General features: G+C 61.7%; 21 protein-coding genes and 1 pseudogene. 14 read left to right on the forward strand and 8 right to left on the reverse strand.

What is annotated here, in order from left to right; genetic code table 11:
- The first annotated feature begins 15 nt into the window (after positions 1–15).
- The 10 genes from ACTJK7_RS07045 to ACTJK7_RS07090 all read left to right on the forward strand — a co-directional run bounded on the left by ACTJK7_RS07045 (position 16) and on the right by ACTJK7_RS07090 (position 12814).
- Positions 16–2172, forward strand: coding sequence for a type I secretion system permease/ATPase (locus ACTJK7_RS07045; RefSeq protein ID WP_064382650.1), 2157 nt, complete (start codon positions 16–18; stop codon positions 2170–2172).
- Complete coding sequence (locus ACTJK7_RS07050) at positions 2162–3529, forward strand: HlyD family type I secretion periplasmic adaptor subunit (protein ID WP_108558974.1); 1368 nt, start codon at positions 2162–2164, stop codon at positions 3527–3529. The genes ACTJK7_RS07045 and ACTJK7_RS07050 overlap by 11 nt, the downstream gene beginning before the upstream one ends.
- A 384-nt stretch (positions 3530–3913) precedes the next feature.
- A complete protein-coding gene (locus tag ACTJK7_RS07055) occupies positions 3914–4810 on the forward strand; it encodes a TauD/TfdA dioxygenase family protein (RefSeq protein WP_064382651.1) in 897 nt (298 codons plus the stop codon).
- 18 nt (positions 4811–4828) lie between these two features.
- Positions 4829–5854: an ABC transporter substrate-binding protein gene (locus ACTJK7_RS07060; protein ID WP_440780439.1), complete on the forward strand. Its 1026-nt coding sequence runs from the start codon at positions 4829–4831 to the stop codon at positions 5852–5854.
- A 5-nt stretch (positions 5855–5859) separates the two neighbouring features.
- Complete coding sequence (locus ACTJK7_RS07065; RefSeq protein WP_108558976.1) at positions 5860–6720, forward strand: ABC transporter ATP-binding protein; 861 nt, start codon at positions 5860–5862, stop codon at positions 6718–6720.
- Between the two features lie 20 nt (positions 6721–6740).
- Complete coding sequence (locus ACTJK7_RS07070) at positions 6741–7607, forward strand: ABC transporter permease (RefSeq protein WP_108558978.1); 867 nt, start codon at positions 6741–6743, stop codon at positions 7605–7607.
- 113 nt (positions 7608–7720) lie between these two features.
- Complete coding sequence (locus ACTJK7_RS07075) at positions 7721–8638, forward strand: LysR family transcriptional regulator (RefSeq protein WP_011331856.1); 918 nt, start codon at positions 7721–7723, stop codon at positions 8636–8638.
- A gap of 102 nt (positions 8639–8740) precedes the next feature.
- Positions 8741–10276, forward strand: coding sequence for an MFS transporter (locus ACTJK7_RS07080; RefSeq protein ID WP_108558982.1), 1536 nt, complete (start codon positions 8741–8743; stop codon positions 10274–10276).
- Between the two features lie 19 nt (positions 10277–10295).
- Positions 10296–11366 carry an HlyD family secretion protein gene (locus tag ACTJK7_RS07085; RefSeq protein ID WP_108558984.1) on the forward strand — a complete coding sequence of 357 codons (1071 nt, stop codon included), beginning with the start codon at positions 10296–10298 and terminating at the stop codon, positions 11364–11366.
- Entirely contained in the window at positions 11363–12814 is a 1452-nt protein-coding gene (locus tag ACTJK7_RS07090; protein ID WP_108558986.1) for an efflux transporter outer membrane subunit, read from the forward strand. The genes ACTJK7_RS07085 and ACTJK7_RS07090 overlap by 4 nt, the downstream gene beginning before the upstream one ends.
- 48 nt (positions 12815–12862) lie before the next feature.
- Here ACTJK7_RS07090 and ACTJK7_RS07095 read toward each other — a convergent pair whose 3' ends face one another.
- Positions 12863–13168 (reverse strand): XRE family transcriptional regulator, encoded by a 306-nt coding sequence (locus tag ACTJK7_RS07095; protein WP_064382656.1) that lies wholly within the window; start codon positions 13166–13168, stop codon positions 12863–12865.
- Positions 13161–13526 (reverse strand): type II toxin-antitoxin system RelE/ParE family toxin, encoded by a 366-nt coding sequence (locus tag ACTJK7_RS07100; protein ID WP_064382657.1) that lies wholly within the window; start codon positions 13524–13526, stop codon positions 13161–13163. Before ACTJK7_RS07100 ends, ACTJK7_RS07095 begins: the two co-directional genes overlap by 8 nt.
- A 169-nt stretch (positions 13527–13695) precedes the next feature.
- Between ACTJK7_RS07100 and ACTJK7_RS07105 the strand changes: the two genes are divergently transcribed.
- The 4 genes from ACTJK7_RS07105 to ACTJK7_RS07120 are packed head-to-tail and all read left to right on the forward strand — an operon-like array spanning position 13696 to position 18391.
- Positions 13696–14475, forward strand: coding sequence for an efflux RND transporter periplasmic adaptor subunit (locus ACTJK7_RS07105; protein ID WP_115076096.1), 780 nt, complete (start codon positions 13696–13698; stop codon positions 14473–14475).
- Complete coding sequence (locus ACTJK7_RS07110; protein ID WP_323151219.1) at positions 14472–15791, forward strand: efflux RND transporter periplasmic adaptor subunit; 1320 nt, start codon at positions 14472–14474, stop codon at positions 15789–15791. The genes ACTJK7_RS07105 and ACTJK7_RS07110 overlap by 4 nt, the downstream gene beginning before the upstream one ends.
- Positions 15792–17888 carry an HlyD family efflux transporter periplasmic adaptor subunit gene (locus ACTJK7_RS07115; protein WP_440780442.1) on the forward strand — a complete coding sequence of 699 codons (2097 nt, stop codon included), beginning with the start codon at positions 15792–15794 and terminating at the stop codon, positions 17886–17888. It abuts the gene before it with no gap.
- Between the two features lie 11 nt (positions 17889–17899).
- Positions 17900–18391 (forward strand): GNAT family N-acetyltransferase, encoded by a 492-nt coding sequence (locus ACTJK7_RS07120; protein ID WP_440780443.1) that lies wholly within the window; start codon positions 17900–17902, stop codon positions 18389–18391.
- A 1-nt stretch (position 18392) separates the two neighbouring features.
- On the opposite strand, the pseudogene ACTJK7_RS07125 reads toward ACTJK7_RS07120, so the two are convergent.
- The 6 genes and pseudogenes from ACTJK7_RS07125 to ACTJK7_RS07150 all read right to left on the reverse strand — a co-directional run bounded on the left by ACTJK7_RS07125 (position 18393) and on the right by ACTJK7_RS07150 (position 25583).
- Positions 18393–20576, reverse strand: a pseudogene (locus ACTJK7_RS07125) (lipase family protein).
- A 12-nt stretch (positions 20577–20588) separates the two neighbouring features.
- Positions 20589–21413, reverse strand: coding sequence for a hypothetical protein (locus tag ACTJK7_RS07130; protein WP_440780445.1), 825 nt, complete (start codon positions 21411–21413; stop codon positions 20589–20591).
- Positions 21414–21425: 12 nt separating this feature from the next.
- A complete protein-coding gene (locus ACTJK7_RS07135; protein ID WP_011331866.1) occupies positions 21426–22199 on the reverse strand; it encodes a hypothetical protein in 774 nt (257 codons plus the stop codon).
- Entirely contained in the window at positions 22196–23044 is an 849-nt protein-coding gene (locus ACTJK7_RS07140) for a DUF4123 domain-containing protein (RefSeq protein ID WP_440780446.1), read from the reverse strand. Before ACTJK7_RS07140 ends, ACTJK7_RS07135 begins: the two co-directional genes overlap by 4 nt.
- Entirely contained in the window at positions 23041–25110 is a 2070-nt protein-coding gene (locus ACTJK7_RS07145) for a type VI secretion system Vgr family protein (protein ID WP_323151214.1), read from the reverse strand. Before ACTJK7_RS07145 ends, ACTJK7_RS07140 begins: the two co-directional genes overlap by 4 nt.
- A 161-nt stretch (positions 25111–25271) precedes the next feature.
- On the reverse strand, positions 25272–25583 hold the full coding sequence (locus tag ACTJK7_RS07150) for a DUF6916 family protein (protein WP_011331869.1): 312 nt from the start codon (positions 25581–25583) through the stop codon (positions 25272–25274).
- Between the last annotated feature and the right edge of the window lie 14 nt (positions 25584–25597).

Genomic DNA, 25597 nt, shown 5'->3' on the forward strand with positions numbered 1-25597 from the left:
TAAAGAGTGTCGAGCGTGGAATCAGAAGTCAGTCGAGTTCATCTCAGTCATGATCCACGCGCGTTGCACGACGATCCGTTACTGGATGGTCTGCTCGCTCTTTGCATGCTCCACCAGAAACCCGCCAGCGCGGCGATGCTGACCACCGGCCTGCCGCTGCCCAAACAACGCCTGAGTGTCGAGCTGTTGCCCCGTGCAGCGGCGCGCGCCGGGCTGCAAGGGCGGGTGCTGCAGCGCAAGCTCGAAGAGATTCCGGCGATTGCCATGCCGGCGCTGTTGCTGCTCAAGGATGGCCGCAGTGCCGTCCTGCTCGGCTGGCAGGGTGAGAACGACGCGCGGGTGCTGCTCAGCGAAAGCGACGGCGGCGAATCCCTGGTCAGCCGCGAGCTGCTGGCCGACGACTACACCGGCAAAGTGTTCTTCGCCCAGCCCCAGCACAAATTCGACGTCAACCACGGCACGCTGATTCCGCGTGCGCGCTCGTGGTTTCGCGACACCCTCAAGCGTTCGCGCTGGCTGTACGCCGACGCCATCGCCGCCAGTTTCCTGATCAACATCATCGCCATGGCCGCGCCGCTGTTCGTGATGAACGTCTACGACCGCGTGGTGCCGAACCAGGCCGAAGCGACCCTGTGGGTCCTCGCGCTGGGCATCACCGGCGCCTACCTGTTCGACCTGATCCTCAAGAGCCTGCGCAGCCTGTGCCTGGATCTGGCCGGCAAGAAAACCGACCTGATCATCTCCGCCACGCTGTTCGAACGCATCGTCGGCATGGCCATGAAGTACCGCCCGGCGCGGGTCGGCAGCTTTGCCCAGAACATCCATGAGTTCCAGAGCCTGCGCGACTTCCTCGCCTCGCTGACCCTGACCAGCCTGATCGACCTGCCGTTCACCATCCTGATCTTCATTGTCATCGCGATTCTCGGCGGGCATCTGGTGTGGATTCCGGTGCTGGCCTTCCCGATTGCGCTGCTGATCGGCTACGCCTTGCAGAAGCCGCTGGTGGCAACCATGGAACGCACGATGGCGCTGGGCGCCGAGCGTCAGTCGAGCCTGATCGAAACCCTCGCCGGCCTCGATGCGGTGAAGGTCAACAACGCCGAAAGCGAACGCCAATATCAGTGGGAACAGACCATCGGCACCCTCAGCCGCCTCGAGCTGCGGGTGAAAATGCTCTCCGGTCTGGCGATGAACATCACCCTGCTGATCCAGCAGCTGGCCGGGGTGATCATGATCGTCTTCGGCGTGTACCAGATCATCGCCGGCAACCTGAGCATGGGCGGCCTGATCGCCTGCTACATGCTCAGTGGCCGTGCCCTCAGCCCGCTGGCGTCGCTGTCCGGTCTGCTGACCCGCTACCAGCAGGCGCGGGTGACCATGACCTCGGTCGACCAGATGATGGAGTTGCCGCAAGAGCGCAATTTCGAAGAGCGCCCGCTGAGCCGCAAGGTGCTGCAAGGCGCGATCGAATGCCGCCAGCTCAGCTTCACCTACCCGGAGCAACAGAATCCGGCGCTGAAGAACATTAACCTGGTGATCCGTCCCGGCGAGAAGATCGGCATCATCGGCCGCAGTGGCTCCGGCAAAAGCTCGCTGGCGAAACTGCTGGTCGGCCTCTATCAACCGGACGACGGCGCGTTGCTGGTGGACGGCGTCGACATCCGTCAGATCGACGTCAGCGAGCTGCGCTACAACATCGGCTACGTGCCGCAGGACATCCAGCTGCTGGCGGGCACCCTGCGCGACAACCTGATTTCCGGCGCCCGTTACGTCGAGGATGAGCTGGTCCTGCAGGCCGCTGAACTGGCCGGCGTCCACGAATTCGCCCGCCTGCACCCGCAGGGTTATGAGCTGCAAGTCGGCGAGCGCGGGCAGAACCTGTCCGGCGGTCAGCGCCAGAACGTCGCCCTGGCCCGGGCGCTGTTGCTCAATCCGCCGATCCTGTTGCTCGACGAACCGACCAGCGCGATGGACAACACCGGCGAAGAACGCCTCAAGCAACGCCTCGCGGCGGTGGTGGAAAACAAGACCGTGGTGCTGGTGACGCACCGGGCATCGCTGCTGTCGCTGGTCGATCGCCTGCTGGTGGTCGACCGTGGGCAGATTCTCGCCGATGGCCCGAAAGCGGCCGTGATGGAAGCGTTGAAGAAGGGGCAGATCAGTGTTGCTTAAGTCGGGTTTCAAGGATTCGATCCGCCGCTACTTCAAGGGCTCGGCATCGCTGCAGGGCCAGCCGCTGCCAGAGGTCAACAAGGCCTTGATCGAGGACGCGCCACGCGTGGTGCGCCTGACGATCTGGGCGATCATCGGTTTCTTCGTGTTCCTGATGCTGTGGGCCAACTTCGCCGTCATCGACGAAGTGACCAAGGGCGACGGCAAGGCGATTCCCTCGTCGAAGATCCAGAAAATCCAGAATCTTGAGGGCGGTATCGTTTCCGAGCTGTTCGTCAAGGAAGGCCAGATCGTCGAGGCCGGCGCGCCGCTGGTGCGGCTGGATGACACGCGTTTTGCCTCCAACGTCGGTGAAACCGAAGCTGATCGGCTGTCGATGTTGCTGCGGGTCGAGCGCCTGAGTGCCGAGGTCGAGGACCGTCCGCTGAATTTCCCGGAGGACGTGCTCAAAGCCGTGCCGGGTCAGGCAAAGAGCGAAGAATCGTTGTACATCAGCCGTCGTCAGCAACTGCACGACGAGGTCGGTGGCCTGCAGGAACAGTTGATTCAGCGCCAGCAAGAGCTGCGCGAATTCACCTCGAAACAGGCGCAGTACCGCCAGCAACTCGGCCTGCAACGCCAGGAAATCAACATGTCCGAGCCGCTGGTGGCCCAGGGCGCGGTATCGCCGGTGGAAGTGCTGCGACTCAAGCGTGCCGAAGTGGAAACCCGTGGTCAGCTCGACGCCACCACCCTGGCGATCCCGCGTGCTGAGTCGGCGATCAAGGAGGTGCAGCGCAAGATCGACGAAACGCGCGGTAAATTCCGCAGCGAAGCCCTGACTCAGCTTAACGAGGCGCGTACCGACCTGAACAAGGCCCAGGCCACCGGCAAGGCACTGGAAGACCGGGTCAGCCGGACGCTCGTCACCTCGCCGGTGCGGGGTATCGTCAACAAGATGCTGGTCAACACCATCGGCGGTGTGATCCAGCCGGGCAGCGACCTGCTGGAAATCGTCCCGCTGGACGACACCTTGCTGGTCGAAGCGAAGATTCGTCCGCAGGACATCGCGTTCCTGCATCCGGGCCAGGAAGCCACGGTGAAATTCACCGCGTATGACTACACCATCTACGGCGGTCTGAAGGCGAAGCTTGAGCAGATCGGCGCCGACACCATCACCGACGAAGACAAGAAAACCACCTACTACGTGATCAAGCTGCGCACCGAGCGCAGCCATCTCGGCACTGACGAGAAGCCGCTGCTGATCATCCCGGGGATGGTGGCGTCGGTGGACATCATCACCGGCAAGAAGACCGTGCTGAGCTATCTGCTCAAGCCGATCATCCGGGCGCGGGCCGAGGCGTTGCACGAACGCTAGATCCTTATTGGCCTTTCGGGCCCCATCGCTGGCAAGTCGAATCGTCGCACCGCAGCTCCCACAAGTTCCGCGGTGAACACACAAACGTGGTCCACTCTAGGTCCTGTGGGAGCTGGCTTGCCAGCGATGGCGTCAGCTCGAACACCACATCCATGTCAGTAAGTGACACAAATGGTCACTCACCATCCAGTCCATTCCTAAGCAATCGCCATATCGTTATTCGTTAACGGTATTTAATTTCCAATTCTTATATCTATAAAGTCAGCCTCCTGCGTACCTGCCGACCAATCGGCGCGCCGCACGACACGAACCAACACGCAATCCAGCGTGAGTTTCTGATCGACGCGCGCGCCCTTGAGCGCGCCGTGCGTGGGAGATTGATTGATGTCCGCAGCTACTGCTACCCCAAGCGCCGCGACTGCCGCGCCGCAAACCTTCGAGATTCGCCCGTTCAGCGGTGCCGTCGGCGCCGAAATCATCGGCCTCGACCTGACCCGTCCGGTCAACGATGAAGACTTCGCCCGCATCCACCGCGCGCACCTCGATCACCATGTCGTGGTGTTCCGCGACCAGCGCATCACCCCGCAACAGCAGATCGATTTCAGCCGCCGCTTCGGCGTGTTGCAGATCCACGTGCTCAAGCAGTTCCTGCTGGCCAATCACCCGGAAATCCTCATCGTTTCCAACATCGTCGAAAACGGCCAGAACATCGGCCTCGGTGATGCCGGAAAATTCTGGCACTCGGATCTCTCCTATAAAGAACTGCCGAGCCTCGGCTCGATGCTGCACGCCCAGGAGCTGCCGTCCGAAGGCGGCGACACCCTGTTCGCCGACATGCACAAAGCCTGGGACAGCCTGCCCGACGCGCTGCGCAAAGCGGTCGAAGGCCGCTCGGCTGCGCATTCCTACACCGCGCGTTACAGCGAAACCAAATTCGAAGGCAACTGGCGCCCGACCTTGACCCCGGAGCAACTGGCCCAGGTCGCCGAGGTCGTGCACCCGGTGGTTCGCACCCACCCGGAAAACGGCCGCAAGGCGTTGTTCGTCAGCGAAGGTTTCACTACCCGCATCGTCGGCCTTCCGGAAGACGAGAGCAAACAACTGCTCGATGAGCTCTACGCCCACAGCGTGCTGCCGCAGAACATCTATCGCCATCAATGGCAGCCCCACGACCTGGTGTTCTGGGACAACCGCTCGCTGATCCACCTTGCCGCCGGCTGCCCCGCGCACCTGCGCCGCAAGCTGTATCGCACCACCATCCAGGGCGACGCGCCTTTCTGATTCGCCGGAGATCCGATCATGTCCAAACGTCTTCCATTCGCGCCGCTGGCAGCGGCCATCGGCCTCGGTTTCAGCCTGATCGCCGGCAGCCTGGTGGCGCCGACCGTGGCCCACGCCGAAGGTGAAATCCGCATCGCCGAACAGTTCGGCATTGTCTATTTATTGCTCAACGTGGTGCGCGATCAGGGACTGATCGAGAAGTACGGCAAGCAGGAAGGCCTCGACATCAAGGTCGACGGGACCCAGCTGTCCGGCGGCGCGGCAGTCAACGATGCGCTGCTCTCCGGTTCCATCGACATTGCCGGCGCCGGCGTCGGGCCGTTGCTGACGATCTGGGATCGCACCCACGGCAAGCAGAACGTCAAAGCCGTGGCCTCGCTCGGCAACTTCCCGTACTACCTGGTCAGCAACAATCCCAAGGTCAAAACCATCGCCGACTTCACCGAGAAGGACCGCATCGCGGTGCCGGCGGTGGGCGTTTCGGTGCAGTCGCGTTTCCTGCAATACGCCGCGGCCAAGCAGTGGGGCGACAAGGAATTCAATCGCCTCGACAAGTACACCATCGCTGTTCCGCACCCGGATGCCACCGCTGCGCTGATTGCCGGAGGCACCGAGCTGACCGGGCACTTCTCCAACCCGCCGTTCCAGGATCAGGCACTGGAAAATCCGAACGTGCACGTGGTGCTCAATTCCTATGACGTGCTCGGCCCGAACTCGCCGACCGTGCTGTTCGCCACCGAGAAATTCCGCAACGAGAACCCCAAGACCTACAAAGCATTCGTCGAAGCCCTGACCGAAGCCGCGCAATTTGCGCAGAACGATAAAGGCGCGGCGGCGGACACTTACATCCGCGTGACCAAGGCCAAGATCGACCGCGCCGCGTTGCTGAAAATCATCGACAACCCACAATTCGAATTCAGCGTCACGCCGAAAAACACCTACCCGCTCGCCGAATTCCTCTACCGCGTCGGCGCGATCAAGAACAAACCTGAATCGTGGAAGGACTATTTCTTCCAGGACGCCAAACCGCTGCAAGGGAGCTGATCGACATGAACGCCCCTTTGCAAGGCCACGCGGCCAGCAACCCGACTGCCACAGCGCAAGCACTGCTGGCGGTCGATCAGGTCAGCCTCGAATACCGCACGCCGCAACGGGTCGTGCGGGCCACCCATCAGGTCAGCTTCGAAGTCGATCAACAGGATCGCTTCGTGCTGCTCGGCCCGTCCGGCTGCGGTAAATCCACCTTGCTCAAAGCCGTCGCCGGGTTCATCGCGCCGTGCGAGGGCGAGATCCGTCTGCAAGGCCAGCGCGTCGATGCGCCGGGGCCGGACCGGATCGTGGTGTTTCAGGAGTTCGATCAACTGCCACCGTGGAAAACCGTCAAACAGAACGTGATGTTTCCGCTGTTGGCCTCGCGCACGCTGAAGAAAAAGGAAGCCGAAGAGCGCGCCCTGCATTACCTGGAGAAGGTCGGCCTTGCGGCGTTCGCCGATGCCTATCCGCACACCTTGTCCGGCGGCATGAAAGCGCGGGTGGCGATTGCCCGGGCGCTGGCGATGCAGCCGAAAATCCTGCTGATGGACGAACCGTTCGCCGCGCTGGATGCCCTGACCCGGCGCAAGATGCAGGAGGAATTGCTGCTGCTCTGGGAGGAGGTGCGGTTCACCTTGCTGTTCGTCACCCACTCGATTGAAGAAGCGTTGGTGGTCGGCAATCGTATCCTGCTGTTGTCCCCGCATCCGGGCCGCGTGAGGGCGGAAGTGCACAGTCATCAATACGATCTGCACAGCCTTGGCGGCGTGGCGTTTCAAGAGTCGGCAAGGCGCATTCATCGGTTGTTGTTCGATGAAGGGCAGTCGCCGGAAACCGAGCGCGAACTGGATTTCACCGATATCCGCATCGCTTATTGAGCCGCCTGGAGGATTGCCCGATGAGCCATTCATCATCCGTACGTCAAGAATTCGAAAACGATCTGCAACCGCTGACCAGCGTCCCGGTGGAGCGCGAGTTGCCGCTGGGCCAGCGTCTGTGGCAACAGGGCTGGCTGCGCAAAAGCGTGATCCTGATTTTGCTCGCCGTGCTCTGGGAGATTGTGGCCCGGGTGCAGAACAACGACCTGCTGCTGCCGAGCTTCTTGCAGACCAGTCATGCGCTGTATGACGGCCTGCTCAGCGGCGAACTGCTGGGCAAGGTGTGGATCTCGCTGGTGGTGCTGATCAAGGGTTACCTGATCGGCATCGTCCTGGCCTTCGCCCTGACCACGCTGGCGGTTTCGACCCAGGTGGGTCGGGACTTGCTCAGCACTCTGACTTCGATGTTCAACCCGCTGCCGGCGATTGCGCTGCTGCCGCTGGCGTTGCTGTGGTTCGGCCTGGGCCAGAACAGCCTGATTTTCGTGCTGGTGCATTCGGTGCTGTGGGCGCTGGCGCTGAACACGTATGCCGGGTTTCTCGGTGTCTCGGAAACCCTGCGCATGGCCGGGCGCAATTACGGTTTGAAGGGCATGCGCTTCGTGCTGTTCATCCTGATTCCGGCGGCGCTGCCATCGATTCTCGCCGGGCTGAAAATCGGCTGGGCCTTCGCCTGGCGCACCCTGATCGCCGCCGAACTGGTGTTCGGCGCCACCAGCGGCAAAGGTGGCCTGGGCTGGTACATCTTCCAGAATCGCAATGAGTTGTACACCGACAAGGTGTTTGCCGGTCTGGCGGTGGTGATCCTCATCGGCTTGCTGGTGGAAAACCTGGTGTTCGACACGCTGGAACGGGTGACGGTGAAACGGTGGGGGATGCAACGCTGAGATGTGTGCGGAAGCGGCTTGCTCGCGAAGACGTCGGTTCATGCGCCACCGATTTCAAGTATGTTTGCTAGCATTGCACCCGAATCAATCCTGATCGGTCACGAGTGCTCAGCATGCAACTCCCGGACATGAACCTGTTGGTCGCCCTCGACGCTTTGCTCGACGAGGGCAGCGTGGTCGGCGCCGCGCGGCGTATGAACCTCAGCCCGGCGGCCATGAGCCGCACGCTGACGCGGATCCGCGAAGCCATTGGCGATCCGATTCTGGTGCGTGCCGGCCGGGGACTGGTGCCGACACCCAAGGCACTGGAGCTGCGCGAGCAGGTGCGGGATGTGGTCGAGCAGGCGGCGCTGCTGTTTCGCTCGGCCGATGCGGTGGAGCTGGGCACCTTGCGCCGGCGCTTCAGCATTCGCGCCAACGATTTTTTCGTCGGCGTGTACGGCGGCAAGCTGTTCGACACCCTCGATCAACTGGCGCCGCACTGTGAGCTGCGCTTCGTTCCCGAGGGCGACGGCGACGATGAGGCCTTGCGCGAAGGGCGGATCGACCTGAGCGTGAGCAACACCCGACCGGTGACGCCGGAAGTAAAAGTGCAGAACCTGTTTTCCACCCACTTCGTCGGTCTGGTGCGCGAGGATCATCCGCTGCTGGATGGCGAGATCACCGCCGAACGCTACGCCGGGTTTTCCCACATCAGCATGTCCCGCCGGGGCATCGCCCGTGGGCCTATCGACACCGCGCTGAATGCCCTGGGTCTGGAACGGCGGGTGGCGGTGATCGCGCCGAGTTTCCACGCAGCGATGTTCGCCCTGCCGGACTCCGACCTGATTCTGCCGGTGCCCAAGGAAGCGCTGCTGAGCGTGCGACGGCTGGGCTTGAAACTGCGCTCGTTCGACCTGCCGATCCCGCTGCCGACGCTGATGCTAACCCAGGCCTGGCACCCGCGTTTCGACAAGGACCCGGCCCACCGCTGGCTGCGGGAAACCCTCAAGACCTGCTGCGACGAAACCTGGCTGGCGGCACAGCCCTGATAATTGCGTCTGGTGCACTTATAAACTGCCAAGAAGTCAATTTTCGTCAGCACTAAGCCCTACTACCATGCTCCGGTATTTTTCCCTCCGGAGTTTGCCTGCATGACATCCCTGACGGTCACGGCGCCGATTGCCGCTGCCGCTCCGATGGCCGCCGCGCCACCGGGGTTCGGGGCGCGGATCATCATCGGTCTGGTCGGCGTGCTGCTGGCGGTGCTGGTGTCGGGTCTCAACGAGATGGTGACCAAGGTCGCCCTGGCCGACATACGCGGTGCCCTGAGCATCGGCTACGACGAAGGCACCTGGCTGGTCGCCGGCTACACCGCGACCTCGGTGGCGGCCATGGCATTCGCGCCGTGGTGCTCGGTGACCTTTTCCCTGCGTCGCTTCACCCTGTGCGCCATCGGCGTGTTTACCCTGCTCGGGGTGCTCTGCCCGTTCGCCCCGAACTATGAAAGCCTGCTGCTGCTGCGCATCCTGCAAGGCCTGGCCGGCGGCGCGTTGCCGCCGATGCTGATGACCGTTGCGCTGCGATTCCTGCCGGCCAACATCAAGCTTTACGGCCTCGCCGGTTACGCCCTGACCGCCACTTTCGGCCCAGGTCTCGGTACACCGCTGGCCGGGTTGTGGACCGAATACGTCGGCTGGCAATGGACGTTCTGGCAAATCATCGTGCCGTGCCTGATTGCCATGGCGATGGTTGCCTGGGGTATTCCACAGGACCCTCTGCGTCTGGAACGCCTCAAGTCGTTCAACTGGAAAGGCCTGCTGCTGGGCTTTCCGGCGATCTGCATGCTGGTGATCGGCCTGTTGCAAGGCAATCGCCTGGACTGGTTCGAGTCGAACCTGATCTGCGCTTTGCTCGGCGCCGGTTCGCTGTTGCTGGTGGCGTTTCTGATCAATGAATGGTCGCAGCCGATTCCGTTTTTCAAGTTGCAGATGCTCGGCATCCGCAACCTGTCGTTCGCGTTGATGACGTTGGCCGGGGTGCTGGTGGTGCTGCTGGCGGTGGTGCTGATTCCGTCGAGTTACCTGGCTCAGGTGCAGGGTTACCGGCCGGTACAGACCGCGCCGATCATGCTGCTGGCGGCATTGCCGCAGTTGATCGCGCTGCCGCTGGTGGCGGCGTTGTGCAACTTGCGTTGGGTCGATTGCCGCTGGGTGCTCGGCATCGGTTTGAGCATGTTGACGCTGTCGTGTCTGGGCGGCTCGCAGCTGACTTCGGTGTGGATTCGCGACGATTTCTACGTCCTGCAATGGCTGCAGATTTTCGGCCAGCCGATGGCGGTGCTGCCGTTGCTGATGTTGTCGACCGGCAGCATCCAGCCACAGGACGGGCCGTTCGCCTCGGCGTGGTTCAACACCGTGAAAGGCCTGGCGGCGGTGGTCGCCACCGGCGTGATCGAGGCGCTGACCACTTCGCGCCTGCATTTTCACTCGACGATGCTGGTCGATCGACTCGGCAACTCGCCGCTGGCCGCGAGCAACGACCCGGGCCTCGCCCATCGCCTGCACGAACAGGCCGTGGTGCTGACTTCATCGGATCTTTATCTGTGCATGGCTGGCGTCGCGGTGGCGCTGATCCTGCTGATTTTCTGGCTGCCGACGCGGATCTTCCCGCCGCGCGCGCCGACCTGACTGAAACAGAAGGTTTTTTATGACGACTCAAGCAAAGCAAAAACTCGCGGTGGCTGTGGCCGCTGCGCTGGCGGTCGGTGTGCTGGTGTATCTGGCGATGCCCGGCCTGTTCGGCAAGCGCACTCAGCAAACTACCAACGACGCCTTCGTCTCTGCTGACTTCACCCTGGTGGTGCCGCGTGTGGCGGGGTTCATCAAAGAGGTGCTGGTGGAAGACAACCAGCAGGTCAAGGCCGGGCAGTTGCTGGCGCTGATCGATGACCGCGACTTGCGCGCCGCTGCCGAAGCCGCCGATGCGCAAACCCTGGTGGCTCGCGCGCAGTTGCAGAACGCCAAGGCCACGATGGAGCGCCAGTCCTCGGTGATCGCACAGGCGCAGGCGTCGGTGGTGTCGGCCAGGGCTGAAATGGCTTTCGCCCAGCAGGAATTGAACCGCTATAACCACTTGGCTGGCGTCGGTGCAGGCACCGTGCAGAACGCGCAACAGGCGCGTACCCGGATCGATCAGGCCTCTGCGCGGCTGGACACGGCCACCGCGAAACTGGCAGCGGAACGCAAGCAGGTGGAAATCCTCACGGCGCAGCGCGATGCCGCTGAAGGCAGTTTGAAACACGCGCAGGCCGCGCTGGAAATCGCCAGTTTCGAGCTGTCCTACACGCGCATCACCGCGCCTCAGGACGGCATGATCGGCGAGCGCGCCGTACGGGTCGGCGCCTATGTGACGCCGGGCAGCAAACTGCTGGCGGTGGTGCCGCTGAAGCAGGCCTATGTGGTCGCCAACTTCCAGGAAACCCAGCTTACCGACGTGCAGCCGGGGCAGGACGTTGTGGTGCGGGTCGACAGCCTCGGCGGCGAAGCCCTCACCGGCCGCGTCGAGAGCATTGCCCCGGCGACCGGCGTGACCTTCGCGGCGGTCAAACCGGACAACGCCACCGGCAACTTCACCAAAGTCGTGCAGCGGATTCCGGTGAAGGTTTTGCTGGATCCGGGCCAGCCGCTGGCCGAACGGCTGCGAGTGGGGATGTCGGTAGAGGCGAGCATTGATACCGAAAGCTCGGCGACGACGGTGCGTGAGGTGACGCAGCGATGAAGCGCTTTCAGTCGATGACAGTGGTCCTGAGTCTGTCGGCATTGGCGGCCTGCACTGTCGGCCCGGACTTCCAGAAACCTGAAGCTACCCGGATTGCCGAGTGGGCAAAGCCGTCAAAAACCGCCGTCAGCCAAGCTGTCAGCGAACCCTTGAACGAACGCTGGTGGGAAGTCTTTCACGACGCGCAACTCTCGGCCCTGACCCAGCGCGCCTTGCGCAGCAACCTTGACCTGCAACTGGCCAGCAGCCGCCTGCAACAAAGCCGCGCCGCCCGTCAGGTGATCACCGCCGACCGTTATCCAACGACCGCCGCCACCGGCAGCTACGCCCGCAAACGCAACAGCGGCGAAGGTCTGAACGATCCGTCCGGGCACAACGGCGATTCTGCCTTCAACCTGTGGGATGCCGGTTTCTCCGCCTCCTGGGAGCTGGACTTCTGGGGGCGCGTACGCCGGGAGACCGAAGCCGCCGACGCCAATCTCGAAGTCGCGGAAAACGACCGTCGCGGCGTGCTGTTGGCGGTACTCGCGGACACCGCGCAGAACTACATCCAGCTGCGTGGTGTGCAGAACACCCGCGCGGTCACCGAGCAGAACCTCGATGTGGCGCGGCACAGTCTGAAGCTTTCGCAACTGCGCCTCAACGACGGTGTGGCCACTGATCTCGACGTCGCCGAAGCGGCCGCGCAAGTGGCGGCCATCGAATCGCGGCTGCCAGCGCTGGAACAACGTCAGGCGCAACTGATCAACGCGATCAGCCTGTTGATGGGTGAACCGCCGCAGGCTCTGGCCAACGAGTTATCCACAGACGCGCCAGTGCCGCAGTTGCCGCTGACTGTCGCCATCGGCCTGCCGTCGCAACTGGCCGAACGTCGCCCGGACATTCGCCAGGCCGAAGCCCGTCTGCATGCCGCCACCGCCAACATCGGCGTGGCCAAGGGCGATTTCTATCCGCGCATCACCCTGTCCGGCAACCTCGGCTCGCAAGCCATGCAGCTCAGCGATTTCGGTTCCTGGGGCTCACGGGCCTTCGGCATCGGCCCGCAATTCAGCCTGCCGCTGTTCGACGGCGGCCGCTTGCGTGGCGTACTGCAACTGCGCGAAGCCCAACAGCAGGAAGCAGCGATCGGTTATCAACAGACCGTCCTGCGTGCCTGGCACGAAATCGACGACCAGTTGACCGCCTACAACGCCAGCCAGCGCCGCCGCGACAGCCTCGCCGAAGCCGTACGCCAGAACCAGATCGCCCTGCGCACCGCGCAACAGCAATACGTCGAAGGCGTGGTCGACTTCGTCAACGTTCTGACTGTGCAAAGCGCACTGCTCGCCACTCAGGAGCAATGGGTGGAAAGCTCCACCGGCGTTTCACTGGCGATGGTCGGGTTGTACCGGGCGTTGGGCGGGGGATGGGAGTCGGTGTATCCGGTGGGGGAGATGGCGCAGCGTTGATTCTCGCGCGGAAAACAAAAAAAGCAGGCTGTGCAGCGTTTTGGCTGCTCAACCTGCAAAGTTTTCGATTTTGATTTGCCCATCAGGAAATGTAGCGATGATTTCAAGCTCGCCGCCCATCGCGCGGATGTAATTGCGCAGCGTGCTGATGTACATATCGGTGCGTCGCTCCATCTTCGAGATCGCCGCCTGATTGATGTGCAGGGTCTCGGCAAGCGTCGCCTGACTTAAAGCTTTGGCCTGTCGCAATTCGTTTAGCGGCATTTCCTTGATGTGTTGTTCGTAGATCGAATCGGCATGTGCCCGGGCTTCGGGTGTCATACGCGCTTCGAGTTCGGCAAATTTCTTAGCCATCTTTGTAACCCTCTTTGCGCAATGTATCGAGGTGCTCATCGTACAGTTGATCGGCGAGCGGGACATTGACTTCATACCAGCGATCCTGACCGGTTTTGTCTCCACCGATCAATAGCAGCGCACATCGCCTCGGATCAAATGCATAAAGTATGCGGTACGGTCGTCCGGCATGTTGAACCCTCAGTTCTCGCAAATGGCCATGTCGCGCACCATTGATCGCGCTGCTGTGTGGAAAGCGCAGGCCAGGTCCGAATTGCCCCAGCAATTTGACGCTCGCAGCCACCGAGCTCTGCTCGTTTTCAGTCAGATCTTCCCACCAGTTGCCGAACTCGTCGGTGTATTCGATATCCCAATTCATGGGGGACGAATATGAATGTTATGGAATATTCCTTCAAGGTTATATTTTCGATGGGTTGATCTTAGTCATTTCACAAAATTTCGCCAGCCCTTCGGAGGAGTGATGGCCTTTCGCTTGACGCTAATCGCCGCTGTCGTAGACTCCGAGCATCCGTCAGGGAGTAACGGTTATGCGGCGTTTTCGTGGTTGGGTTGTCGGATTGACCTTTGTAACGTGTGCAGTTCAGGCTCAAACGCCCGCGCCAGACGATCCGCTGCTGGATAACGGCGGGGCGGCGAATGCGTCGGCCAGCAGTGAGGCGCGCGGAGTGTTGCGGGCGCGGGATCAGGCGACCCTGGCCAGCGAGTTGTCCGGGCGAATTGTCGAGTTGCCGTTCAGCGAGGGCGAGTCGTTCAAGAAGGGCGATACCCTGGCGCGGTTCGACTGTTCGGCTTATCAGGCCCAGTTGAATGCCGCGCAGGCCGCCAGCCGTGGCGCCGGTGAAGAGCTGGCGCACAACCGGCAACTGGCGGCGCTCAATTCCGTCGGGCGTTTCGAAGTGGCTCGGGCCGAAGCCAAGGTCAGCGAAACCCAGGCGCAATCTCAGGTTTATCAAGTCCAGGTCAAACGCTGCAGCGTGGTCGCGCCGTTCGACGGGCAAGTGGTCGAGCGCAAGGTGCAGCGTTATGAAAGCGTGCCGGCCGGTGCGCCGCTGCTCGATGTGGTCGACAACCGCACGCTGGAAATCCATCTGCTGGTGCCGTCGCGCTGGATGGCCAGGCTCAAGCCCGGTCAGTCGTTCAGCTTCGTGCCCGATGAAACCGGACAGCCGATCGACGCCACGGTCAAGCGCCTCGGTGCGCGAATCGATGAAGGCAGCCAGACCCTGTTGCTGGTCGCCACACTCCCCGAAGCCAAAGGCTTGCTCGCCGGCATGAGCGGCACCGCGCGTTTCCCGGAGCTTAAGTGAACGCCCCGGTGAGCGGCGCCGCCGAGCAGGTGTTCGCGCGGTTTCTCGATCTTGAACGGCAGACCCGCGCCGCTTGTGATATTTCGCAACTGGCCTACAGCCTGGTCAATGACGGTCAGTCGCTGTTCGGTTTTCGCCATGCGGCGCTGTTGATCGCCGGCAAGGTGCAGGCGGTGACCGGGGTCAGCGCGGTGGAGCCGAATGCGCCGTTCGTGGCATTTGTCGAGCAGGCCGTGGCGCAGTTGTTCAAGCAGGATGTGCTGAAACAGGCGCGGGTGATCACGCCGGAAATGGTCGGCGAATCGATTCAGGCCGACTGGCGCAGTCTGTCGGCCATGCAAGTGTTCTGGCTGCCCTTGATCGACCGTCAGGGCCAAGTGTTCGGCGGTTTGTGGTTGGCCCGTGATCTGCCGTGGAACCCTTCCGAACAAGTGCTGCTGTCGCAGCTGGGCGACACCTACAGCCATGCCTGGCTGGCGTTGCAACCGCGCAAGCCGTGGCGGCTGCGCTGGACCCGCAAACGTCAGGTGGCGCTGGTCGCCGTGTTGTTGCTCGGGCTGTTGATCCCGGTGCGCCAGTCGGTGCTGGCGCCCGCCGAAGTGGTGCCCCAGGGCGGGCGCGTTGTCGCCGCACCGCTGGACGGGGTGATCGCCGAGTTTCTGGTCAAACCCAACCAGAGCGTGAAAACCGGCGACCTCTTGCTGCGTTTTGAAAGCACGACGCTGAAAGCTCAGGCCGATGTCGCCGAGCGCGCGCTCGGGGTCGCCGAAGCGGAACTCAAAGCCAATTCCCAGCGCTCGTTCGTTGATGCCGAATCCAGCTCCCGGGTCGATCTGCTGGCCGCCCGCGCCGAACAGAAACGCGCCGAACGCGACTACGCCCGCGAACTGCTCAACCGCAGCGAAGTGCGCGCCGAGCGCGACGGCATTGCGGTGTTCGCCGATGCCGAACGCTGGACCGGCAAACCGGTGCAGACCGGCGAACGGCTGATGGAAATCGCCGATCCGAGTCAGGCCGAACTGCGCATCGAACTGGCCGTGGGCGACGCGATCTCGCTGGAGCGGGGCGCCGAAGTCGCGCTGTTTCTCGACAGCGATCCGCTGCAACGCCATCTCGCCACCCTCGAACGTTCGGCCTACGAGGCGCAGCCCACCGCCGGCGGCCAATTGGCCTATCGGCTGGACGCCAATTTCGCCGACGCTCCGCCGCGTATCGGCCTGCGTGGCACTGCGAAAATATTCGGCGACCGCGCACCACTGGCCTTGTACCTGCTGCGGCGTCCGCTCGCCGGGCTGCGCCAGAGCGTAGGCCTGTAAATGACCCTGCCGAGCCTGCGTGCCGACCTGCAATTGTCGCCCGCGGCGCCGGCATTGGACGGTTCGCCGCGCTGGACCCTGGCCGACCCGGTGCGCGGGCGCTACTTCAAGCTTGGCGCGGCGGCGATGCGCCTGTTGCGTCACTGGTCGCTGGGCGATCCCGAACAAGTGCTGCGCGCTGCCAATCGTGAACCGGGTTTGCCGCTGGACGGCGTCGAGCTGGAGCAACTGCTGACGTTCCTGCGCGGGCATGACCTGATCAGCGCCCTCGACGATCAGCAACGCGCCAGTTACTCACTCAAGGCCCTCGCGCAACGCCAGAGCCTGTGGACAATCCTGCTGCATCAATACCTGTTTTTCCGCATTCCGCTGTGGCGGCCGGATGCCTTTCTCAATCGGGCGTGGCCGTGGCTGGAGCGCTTTGGGCCAAGGGTTTTGCGCTACGGTCTGCCGGCGACCCTGGCGCTCGGGGTGTTTCTGGTGTCGCGGGACTGGCAGCGGTTTGTCGGCACCTTTCCGCATCTGTTCAGCCTCGGTGGCGCGATCGCGTTCGGCATCTCGCTGTTTTTTGCCAAGCTCTGTCACGAATTCGGTCATGCATTCATGGCCAAGCGCGCCGGGTGTCGGGTGCAAAGCATGGGCGTGGCGTTCATGGTCTTGCTGCCGATGTTCTACACCGATGTCAGCGATGCCTGGCGGGTCAATGATCGACGCGCGCGACTGCTGATCGGTGCCGGCGGGGTGCTGGCGGAGTTGCTGTTGGCGAGCATCGCGCTGCTGGTCTGGTCGTTCCTGCCGGACGGGCCCGGTCGCACGGCGGCGTTCATGCTCGCCAGCGCGACCTGGATCACCACGCTGGTGGTCAATCTCAACCCGTTCATGCGATTTGATGGCTACTTTCTGCTCAGCGATTTGTGGGAGGTCGACAACCTTCAGGGCCGCGCCTTTGCCTTTTGCCGCTGGCGCCTGCGTGAGTTCTTGTTCGGCTATGGCGCGCCGGCGCCGGAGCCTTGGTCGCCGACGATGCAGCGGCGTTTGCTGATCTGGGGGTATGGCTCGTGGTTATGGCGTGCGGCGTTGTTTTTCGGGATCGCGCTGGCGGTCTATCACCTGTTCTTCAAGGTGTTGGGGATCTTCCTGATGCTGGTCGAGCTGGTGTGGTTCATCTTCCTGCCAATCATGAGTGAGTGGCGCCAGTGGTGGAGCCGCCGCGAACAGGCTCACGGCCCTCGCGTGGTGCTCAGCAGCCTGGGGGTACTCGGCCTGTTGCTGGTGCTGATCGTGCCGTGGCGCAGCTCGGTCGAATTGCCGACGATGCTCGAGGGCGGTCGCGCCAGTGCCTTGCACGCGCCGACGGCGGCGCGGGTCAAAGCCGTGAGGGTGGCGGATGGTCAGACCGTGGCTCAGGGCGACGTGCTGATCGAATTGGAATCGCCGGACCTCGATTCGCGGCAGGCCATCGTCCGCCGGGAAATCCGCATTCAGCAATTGCTGATGCGCCGTCAGGCCGGCCGCAGTGAAACCGCTGCCGACGCCGGCATCGTCGAGCAGCGTCTCGCCGAAGCGGTGGCGGAATATCGCGGCCTGACCGCCCAACGCGAACGTCTGCTGTTACGCGCGCCCCACGCCGGCACCGTGCGTGATCTGCTGCCGAACCTGACGCCGGGCCGCTGGCTGTCGAGCAAGGATGCGCTGGCGCGGGTGGTCGAAGACGGCACGCGACTGCGCGGTTATCTGGCCGAGGCCGAACTGTGGCGAGTCAAGCCCGGCGCCACCGGGCGGTTTATCGCCGACGACCCGATGCATGCCGCCATCGCGGTGCAACTCAATGAAATCGACACCAACGGTGTGGCCTATGTCGATCAGGAAGCGCTGACTTCCGATCACCACGGGCCGATTGCCGTGCGCCGCGATCAACAGCATCGAGCGGAACCGGTGCAGGCGCAATATGGCGTGCGTTTGACTACGCTGGATCAGGCAGCGACCCCGGTGCAACCGCTGCGCGGCGTGGTGGTGTTGCAGGGCAGTGGCGAGTCGGTGCTCGGCGTGGCCTGGCGCCGGATGGCGGCGCTGGGGGTCAGGGAAAGCGGTTTCTAGGGAGCGTGAAGATGACGGAAAACCTGGCGGCGGACGGATTGGTGGTGCGGCCTTCGCGGGCGTCGGACGGGCCGTTTCTGCAAAGCTTGTATCAATCGGCGCGCCCGGATCTGCAATGGATCGACGGCGAGCAGGAACAGGTGCAGCAAATCGTTGCCCAGCAGTTTCAGGTGCAGGAGCAGGGCATGGGGGAAAACCATCCGAATGCCATGCACTACATCGTGGAAAAACTCGGCACGGCCATGGGTGCACTCAGCACTGATTTCGGCGTCAATGAAATCCGCGTGTTGTACCTCGCCTTCATTCCCCAGGCCCGAGGCAAGGGCTACGGGCGAACCGTGCTGCAAGGCGTGCAAAAAGCCGCGCAGCAAGTGCGCTGCCCGGTGGCGACGGTGGTCTGGGCCAATAACCCCCATGCGCGCCAGCACTACCTGGCGCTGGGTTTTGCGGTGGAGGAGCGCAACCCGGCGGCGGAGCGGCTGGTGTGGTATCCACAGGCTTGAGTCAGATGATCGAGTCAATGTCGAAAGTGTGGGGCGCGCCGATTCTGTGACCGTAGAGCGTTACCAGCAGCGGGTCATCCTCGGCGGCTTCCGGTGCCATGGCCAGTTGTTCCGTTGCGAGGTTTTCCGGATGCAGCTGCCAGCGCGGCAGGCTTTCGGCCAGGCGTTCCGGTTGTTCCGCCAGCGATCCATAAACATCCGTGGTCGTCAGGCGCCGGTGCCGCAGACTGGCCAGCCGTTCGCGGGTCGTGCGGATGTTCTCGATTTCATGATTGAGCGCTTCGACAATGTTTTTCCGGCTGCGCACATAGCTGTCCGGCCGTCCCGGCAAATTGCTGCGCTGGCGGCGCAACTGATCGGTGATGCGCTGCAGGGCCGACTCAACCAATGCGAATTCTCGCTCGGTAACCAGCGTGCGGTTTGACTCCTGTGCCTCCTGCCAACGCCGCAACACCGCCCAGCACGCCGGGATGTAAGCCCCGGTCATCGAATGGTGCCCGGCGTCGAAGATCTGCTTGAGCAACGTCGGCCGATCCGGCAGGCCGTGCCGCTGCCGGATCGCCACGTCACAGGCTGCGTGCTGGGTGATGGTGTCGCAGCCCGGCTACCAGAGGATTGACGACACCTGCTGGCGGCCGAACTCCACCGGCATGGCGTGGCGCAAACGGCCGTGGTGGTCGTAGGCTTCCCCGGTCCAGTTGGTGATGCCCGCGACGAACACCGATAGACCGAGCGGCACATTCACGAAGGTCAGCGCTGCCCCGGTGCCGTAGATATCGGCCTTGGTGTTCATCCAGCTGCCGGGCACGCTGGGCACCGGGTCGTTGTGGTTGACCATGCGGTGATGCACGAGATCGGCTGCGCCCTTGACGAAATCCGCGTCGCCGGCGCGGGGGGCGCCGTAGGTGTAGAGCTGGATTTTGTAGCCCTCTGGCCTACGGCGGAGCATTTCGGCCAGCAGCAGCGTGATTGCGCCACCGAGGCTGTGGCCGCAGATCAGGAGTGTTTGGCCGGTGTAGAACTTTTCCAGGTAATTGACGGCGAATGCGGCAGCTTTTTTGGCCGCTTCATAGAAACCTCGATGTACCTGGCCTTCGCCTTCCGCAAACGGCACCTGCAAGGCATCGGCATCGCGTAACCCATCGGCGACGATCTCGGCGGTACCGCGAACGGCGATCAGGATCAGTTCGTCGTTGTGGGTGATGAAAGCTTGGGTGTCTGTACTGTCTTTACTACCGATGTCGTCGAGAAAGTGAACGCTGGCCGGGTGTTCAGGATCACGTTCTGGCGTATGTCTGTTGACTGCATAGAGGTTCGGGTCAAACGGGATGATTTCCAACCTTGCGGAATACGGAACATCTTCGTAGAGCGGGTAATAGGCTTTGGTCTGGGCGCTGTCGACTTTCCACAGTTCTTCCCCCTTGGGCAGTGCATCGCCGAACCAATTGCCGACGCTGGGTTGCAGCAGAAACTTAACGGATCTGGTTTCGGCGCAAGGGACTTTGGGTTTCTGGCCGAAAGGGCAGTAACTCAGGGTTGCCATCAATGCGAGCTGGTACAGGTTGAGTGCACAGAATGCCGGAGCTGTGGATAATATCGGACGCAACGCACGTAACGGTCGCACTTCCAGAATGGTGTGACGTTGCGGCATCAGGGCGACCCCGAGTTTGCCGTGTTCGCGCATGATGGCTGCGCACCCGGAATCGAGGGGATAATCGCGATAAACCTCCGGTGGAAGGTGGGAGGCATGTCTGACCAGGTGACGGACTTCGACTTGAAAGTAATCCCCACCGTCTGCGATTTCGGGGCGTTCCCGCGTACGAGTGGCATTAGGGTTCAGGTAATGGGTTGCTTCGGCGCGAACCTGAAGCTCGGTGATTTTCAGAGGGTAATGTGGTCTGCCTTGCAAATATGAGTAGAGCTTTTCCTTGCCTTCGTATGCTTGATCAAACAGCAGCGTTACTGGTCCCGCAAAGTGATTATTCACTTTGCCCTTGCCCGCTTCGTCCAAGCGGCCTGTGTACTTATGGCCTTCCGAGTCGGTAACGATGTAAGCCAACCCGGCATAGGGTTCACCCGAACAGAACTCGTCGATGAGTTGGAAACTTGTCCATTTTCCACCTGCAGGACATGTCAGCATGCGACTGCCCAACGGAGATTGCAGATCCTTTTCAAATGAAGTCATGGCGAAATCTCCTTATTCCGTGCAACCTGGATAAATGGTGCAGACTTGGCCATCCGGCATGGTGAAAGTGCTGAAGTCGGTGTAGTTGCCGTAACAAAAGCCGTACTGATCCTCAAAGTTGTCACCCATGCACCGTTTCCAACCATTTGGATTTTTTACCCAGGTATCCCTGATGGCCGGTTGCTCCTCCGCTGCCAATTCGATCTTCATCTTTATGGTTTTACCCGGTAGTTGGTCGAGCCCATAAGCAGAATAAGTCTTTCCTTTCCCACGCTCTCCTTGGGCACCAGATGTCTTGCAATCAAGGATCTTGACGATGCGGCGTTGTGCGCCAGCTGTCCGGAACCACCATTCACATTGACCGTAAAAAGTACTTTCACCTGCCTCATTGAAAGTGCCTTTGTACTGCTCCTCTATATCGTTCCCCAAAAAGACCATGCCTTCGTCACCCCCAAAATCTCCCCGTGCTTTGTAGTAACTCGCGTTGATCTCCAGCGCGATCCTGCTGATTACCAACGGACACCCCTTAACAATCTTGCGAATCGTGATCTCGGCATCAGGCTTGTAGTCCGTTCGCCACTTGCTGTTGAACACCGGCGCAAGGTTGTCGCGTCTGTCGAGGGTGCAGGTCTGACCTTTCTCGGGTACGTAATAAACCGCTGCGACGTAGGCAAACCCCGGTGGTAGATCGGCTGTGAATTTGAAGGTGTTGGGCGGTTCGGTCTTGCAGCTTGCGATCAAGACAAGGCAGCAGCCCAAAGTTGCAACACGCCGCGTGAGTCTGGTTTTCAGGGCAGTCAGCGCTGGTGATTGCAGATCCTTTTCCAATGACGTCATGGCGAAATCTCCTTATTCCGTGCAACCCGGATAAATGGTGCAGACTTGGCCATCCGGCATGGTGAAAGTGCTGAAATCGGTGTAGTTGCCGTAACAGAAGGCGTATTGATCCTCAAAGTTGTCGCCCATGCAGCGTTTCCAGCCGTTAGTGACCTTGACCCAGGTGTCCTTGATGGCCGGTCGCTCGTCCGCTGCCAAGGTGATCTTCATCCTCACCGTTTTGCCCGGCAGTTGATCAGGGTTAAAAGCCCCGAAGGTCTTCCCGTAGGCACGTGCTCCTTGGGCATCGACCGTTCTGCAATCCAGGATTTTTCTTAGAATTCGCGGTTTGCCCGAGGTGCGAAACCACCACTCGCACTGACCGTGGAAGGTGCTTTCACCGGCCTCGTTGAATACGCCTTTGAACTGCTCCTCCAGATCATCGCGGATGAAAACCATGGCTTCGTCACGGCTGAAGTCGCTCCAATCCTTGCCGTACGCCGAGTTGATCTCCAGTTCGATTCGCCTCACGACCAACGGACACCCCTTAACAATCTTGCGAATCGTGATCTCGGCATCCGGCTTGTAGTCCGTGCGCCACTTGCTGTTGAACACCGGGGCAAGGTTGTCGCGTCTCTCGAGGGTGCAGGTCTTACCTTTTTCGGGTGCGTAATAAACCGCTGCGACGTAGGCAAACCCCGGTGGTAGATCGGCTGTGAATTTGAAGGTGTTGGGCGGTTTGCCCTGGCAACCCCCCAGTGCCGCGAAGGCGCTGATCAGGACGATGCTCTTGAGCTGAATCTTCATGAAGGCATCTCCCCGCTCCAGCTCTTCGAAAGCAGGTAAACCCGATCAAAGTGTTCATCCGGCGTTTCGTCCGGTCGGGGTTGCCAGTGAGGCACGAGGGTCGGGGTGTGCAGGCTCTGGATCAGCAGAAATTCCAGCCGCTCCGGCGCCAGCCAGCCCCAGGCCTGGGCCTGAGCCAGTCGCTCACGTAGCCAGATGTGCGGATCCTGCGTGCACGCCAATCCGGCGTAGGCCTGCACATGCTCGGCCAGCAGAAAGCGGTGGGCGTTGGCCAGCCGGATTTCCATGGCTTGCTCGTCGGGCATCGGCAGGTGCAGCCAAGGCGGCGAGTCCGGCAGCGGGTAAGTGCCGGGCGCAGGATTGTCAGTGCTCTGCCAGTGCGAACCCTGCCAGTAAGACACACTGATCGCCGGCCCGAGATACGCCGGTAGCGCCTCGGACGGCAGATGCTCCAGCGCTCGGGCCAGTACCCGGTTGTCGTGAAAGCGGTACAGCGCCTGATGCGGACGGGTGCCGACGAGCAGCCGCTCCTGCCAGTGCCTGACCCATGCGTTCAGTTCGCCCTGGCCCAGGCTGGCGAGCCAGCCCCAATGGCTGTCGGGCCTGTCGAGCAGGGCGTCGAGGCGACGGTCGTCGGGCTGGTCGAAGGTGAACAGGAACGGGCCGGTGTCCGCCAGTTCGGCGACCACGGTTTCACCGTAGACACTGGCGTACTGTTCGTAACGGCTGCTCTTCAGCCAGCGCTGGCGCATGTCGCGTTCGTTCTGCGAGTCGAGCACCAGGCACAGGAGACGATCGGCATGGTGCTGTTCAAACAGCCAGCGTTGTACAACCGGGTCGGTCATGCAGCGGCCTCCGCAATGGCGCACTCGCCCGCGCGGCAGGCTTCGCAGATCGGGCAGAAATCCGCGCCCAGGCTTTTGCTCGCGGCCATCAATGCCTGTTGTGAGGGCGCCACCAGTGGCGGCAAGGGCGCGGGCGCCGACAAGTCTTCAATGTCTTCGGGCTGCAACAATCGGGCGCGCAGGAACGGTATGGGCACGCCGCCGATCAGCAGGTCGCTGCTCCCGAAAAGACCGCCGTGATCGAGCACGAAATGCTCGCCACCGACTTTCAGGCTGATGCTCTTTCCGGCCTCCAGCACCAAATGATCCCCGGCACTGAAACAGAGCTGCCGCCCGACTTCCATCGTCAGTGATTGCCCGATCCGGGTGTGACTGCTGTCGCTGACGTGCAGATGATCGCTGGCCTTGAGATGGGTCTTGCGATGACCGGTGAGGGTGCGGTGTTCTTCTGCGTGCAGCAGGCTGACGCTGTTGCCACGGATGCTTTCCCGACGTTCGTTGCCGACCTCCAGGTGACTGTCGTGCTCGATCTTCTGCTGCAGATCACGCTGGGCGCGCAGATAGATCAGCTCCTGACCGGCGCGGTCTTCGATCATCAGCTCATTGAAGCCATTGCTGTCGGGCGTGCTGCGGGACCGGAACACGCTGCGGGTCTTGTGCGCCGGCAATTCATAGGGCACCGGGTTGGCGCTGTTGGCCAGGCAACCGCTGATCACCGGATGGTCGGGATCACCGTTGAGAAACGTCACCAGCACCTCCATGCCCACGCGCGGAATGATCACGCTGCCATGGGCGTTGCCGGCCCAGTTCGTGGTGGTCCGCAACCAGCAACTGCTCTTGTCGTTGTGCCGGCCTTCGCGGTCCCAGAAAAACTGCACCTTGACCCGGCCATAGGCGTCGCAATGGATATCTTCGCCTTCCGGGCCGGTAACCACGGCAGTCTGAGTACAGCCGATGGAAGGTTTGTCGTAGCGCAATGACGGGCGATAGATCGCATCCCATGGCGTGACTTCGAAATGGTTCCGATAGCCCTGGACGAAGTCGCTTTGATCCTTCACGGCGATGTCGCTACCGCTTTCTTCAAGTACTTGAGGCTGCTTGCCTTCATGACGGATTCCGGTCAGCAGCCAGAGGTCATTTAACGCGGGGTCGGGGTGTTCTGACAGCGACAGAAAATGCCCCGACACCAGCGCTGGTTCGTCGCTGTCGCCTTCGCCCGTGAGCTCATCGCTGCGATGGCGTTCCAGAGCCCGCCGGGTCAGCAGTTTGCCGTGCTCACGGTTGAGGACCCGGTCCGGATACAGGTAGTCCTCCAGATCAGGCTGGCGGGGTTCGTTCGGTATTCGCGCCTCGGACTCCAGCACGAGGTGCGCCTTTTTGAAATCGTAGGCGCGCCGACGGGTGCGATTGGTGCGGGTATTTCGCCCACACTCGAAACGGTGAATCACCGGCCTGTCGGCCACCATCGCGTTGCGCTTTTTGAATGGTGTCGGCCGGGCCAGTCTGGGAAATACGGTCTGATCATCGCCAAATACCAGCAGGTGCCTGTCGAGGCTGTGGCGAAAGTGATAGTGCAGGCCGTCTTCCTGGCACAGGCGCTGGATGAAATGCAGATCGGACTCGTTGTATTGAACGCAATATTCGCGATCCGGCAGGGCCTGGCCGATCTGAAACAGATAGCCATCTGCGTGGATGCCATGTTCCTGAAGAATTTGCCCGATGATTTGCGCAATGCTCAGGTTCTGAAAAATCCGCTGATTGAAACGATGGCCCAGGTTCGCCAGGCATGGCGCGAGGGTCAGGTGGTATTGGGTCAACCGGTGCCCGATATCGCCCCGGCCAATGTGCTGGATCTGTCCATGGACGCCATGCCCGTTGTCATCGAAGGCCAGAAAGGCCTGCCGGTGCATGAGGTCGGGAAGATCGATGTCCGGTCTCGAGCTGACCAGTTTGACGTTGAAGCAATATGGCTGGCTGATGGATTCGGTGCCGGTGAAGGACAGCACCTGCAGATCGTGATCGAGGTCGTCGGTATTGAGGCGCAAACGAGCATTGGCATTGAACATCCGTTGTTCCTTGTCCTGTGACAGATTCGGAACAACGCTAACAAGATGGCCAGCGAATTTATGTCGGACGTTTCCCAAGAAAATGGGTTTAAAAACACAGCCTACAAGGACTGCGGCCTAATCCTACTGACATGTCCTACGTGGTTTTACACTTTGTCGAATCAGTTGAAGGAAATGCAGAAATAACCCAACTGCGGATCCCGTCCCAGCGCCGGCACCCGCGACACGAAGATGTCCTCTACCCGACCGAGTTCCGGCAGGTCCAGCGCGCACAAACCGTCGACAAACTCGGTCGGTACCAGGCTGTTGAATTCCAGGCAGAAGGGCATGCGTTCGCTGTAGCGGGTTTTCGCCGCGGGAACCTCATCAAGGTATTCGATCCGAATCGGCAAGGCCGTGCCATCGGGCAGGTAAAGCGTGCGTTGCTGTCCCAGCAACGGCTGGACATGTTGGATCTGCACCGCTTGCAGCATGGTTTGACTCCAGT

It is taken from the genome of Pseudomonas sp. 22085 (assembly GCF_052045815.1).
GTDB classification, from domain to species: domain Bacteria; phylum Pseudomonadota; class Gammaproteobacteria; order Pseudomonadales; family Pseudomonadaceae; genus Aquipseudomonas; species Aquipseudomonas glycinae.

Excerpts from the sequence above, each read along its gene's own strand:
- ACTJK7_RS07055 (WP_064382651.1), top strand. The coding sequence starts at position 3,914 with ATGTCCGCAGCTACTGCTACCCCAAGCGCCGCGACTGCCGCGCCGCAA.
- ACTJK7_RS07060 (WP_440780439.1), top strand. The coding sequence starts at position 4,829 with ATGTCCAAACGTCTTCCATTCGCGCCGCTGGCAGCGGCCATCGGCCTC.
- ACTJK7_RS07065 (WP_108558976.1), top strand. The coding sequence starts at position 5,860 with ATGAACGCCCCTTTGCAAGGCCACGCGGCCAGCAACCCGACTGCCACA.
- ACTJK7_RS07070 (WP_108558978.1), top strand. The coding sequence starts at position 6,741 with ATGAGCCATTCATCATCCGTACGTCAAGAATTCGAAAACGATCTGCAA.
- ACTJK7_RS07075 (WP_011331856.1), top strand. The coding sequence starts at position 7,721 with ATGCAACTCCCGGACATGAACCTGTTGGTCGCCCTCGACGCTTTGCTC.
- ACTJK7_RS07080 (WP_108558982.1), top strand. The coding sequence starts at position 8,741 with ATGACATCCCTGACGGTCACGGCGCCGATTGCCGCTGCCGCTCCGATG.
- ACTJK7_RS07085 (WP_108558984.1), top strand. The coding sequence starts at position 10,296 with ATGACGACTCAAGCAAAGCAAAAACTCGCGGTGGCTGTGGCCGCTGCG.
- ACTJK7_RS07090 (WP_108558986.1), top strand. The coding sequence starts at position 11,363 with ATGAAGCGCTTTCAGTCGATGACAGTGGTCCTGAGTCTGTCGGCATTG.
- ACTJK7_RS07095 (WP_064382656.1), bottom strand. The coding sequence starts at position 13,168 with ATGGCTAAGAAATTTGCCGAACTCGAAGCGCGTATGACACCCGAAGCC.
- ACTJK7_RS07100 (WP_064382657.1), bottom strand. The coding sequence starts at position 13,526 with ATGAATTGGGATATCGAATACACCGACGAGTTCGGCAACTGGTGGGAA.
- ACTJK7_RS07105 (WP_115076096.1), top strand. The coding sequence starts at position 13,696 with ATGCGGCGTTTTCGTGGTTGGGTTGTCGGATTGACCTTTGTAACGTGT.
- ACTJK7_RS07115 (WP_440780442.1), top strand. The coding sequence starts at position 15,792 with ATGACCCTGCCGAGCCTGCGTGCCGACCTGCAATTGTCGCCCGCGGCG.
- ACTJK7_RS07120 (WP_440780443.1), top strand. The coding sequence starts at position 17,900 with ATGACGGAAAACCTGGCGGCGGACGGATTGGTGGTGCGGCCTTCGCGG.
- ACTJK7_RS07130 (WP_440780445.1), bottom strand. The coding sequence starts at position 21,413 with ATGACGTCATTGGAAAAGGATCTGCAATCACCAGCGCTGACTGCCCTG.
- ACTJK7_RS07135 (WP_011331866.1), bottom strand. The coding sequence starts at position 22,199 with ATGAAGATTCAGCTCAAGAGCATCGTCCTGATCAGCGCCTTCGCGGCA.
- ACTJK7_RS07140 (WP_440780446.1), bottom strand. The coding sequence starts at position 23,044 with ATGACCGACCCGGTTGTACAACGCTGGCTGTTTGAACAGCACCATGCC.
- ACTJK7_RS07145 (WP_323151214.1), bottom strand. The coding sequence starts at position 25,110 with ATGTTCAATGCCAATGCTCGTTTGCGCCTCAATACCGACGACCTCGAT.
- ACTJK7_RS07150 (WP_011331869.1), bottom strand. The coding sequence starts at position 25,583 with ATGCTGCAAGCGGTGCAGATCCAACATGTCCAGCCGTTGCTGGGACAG.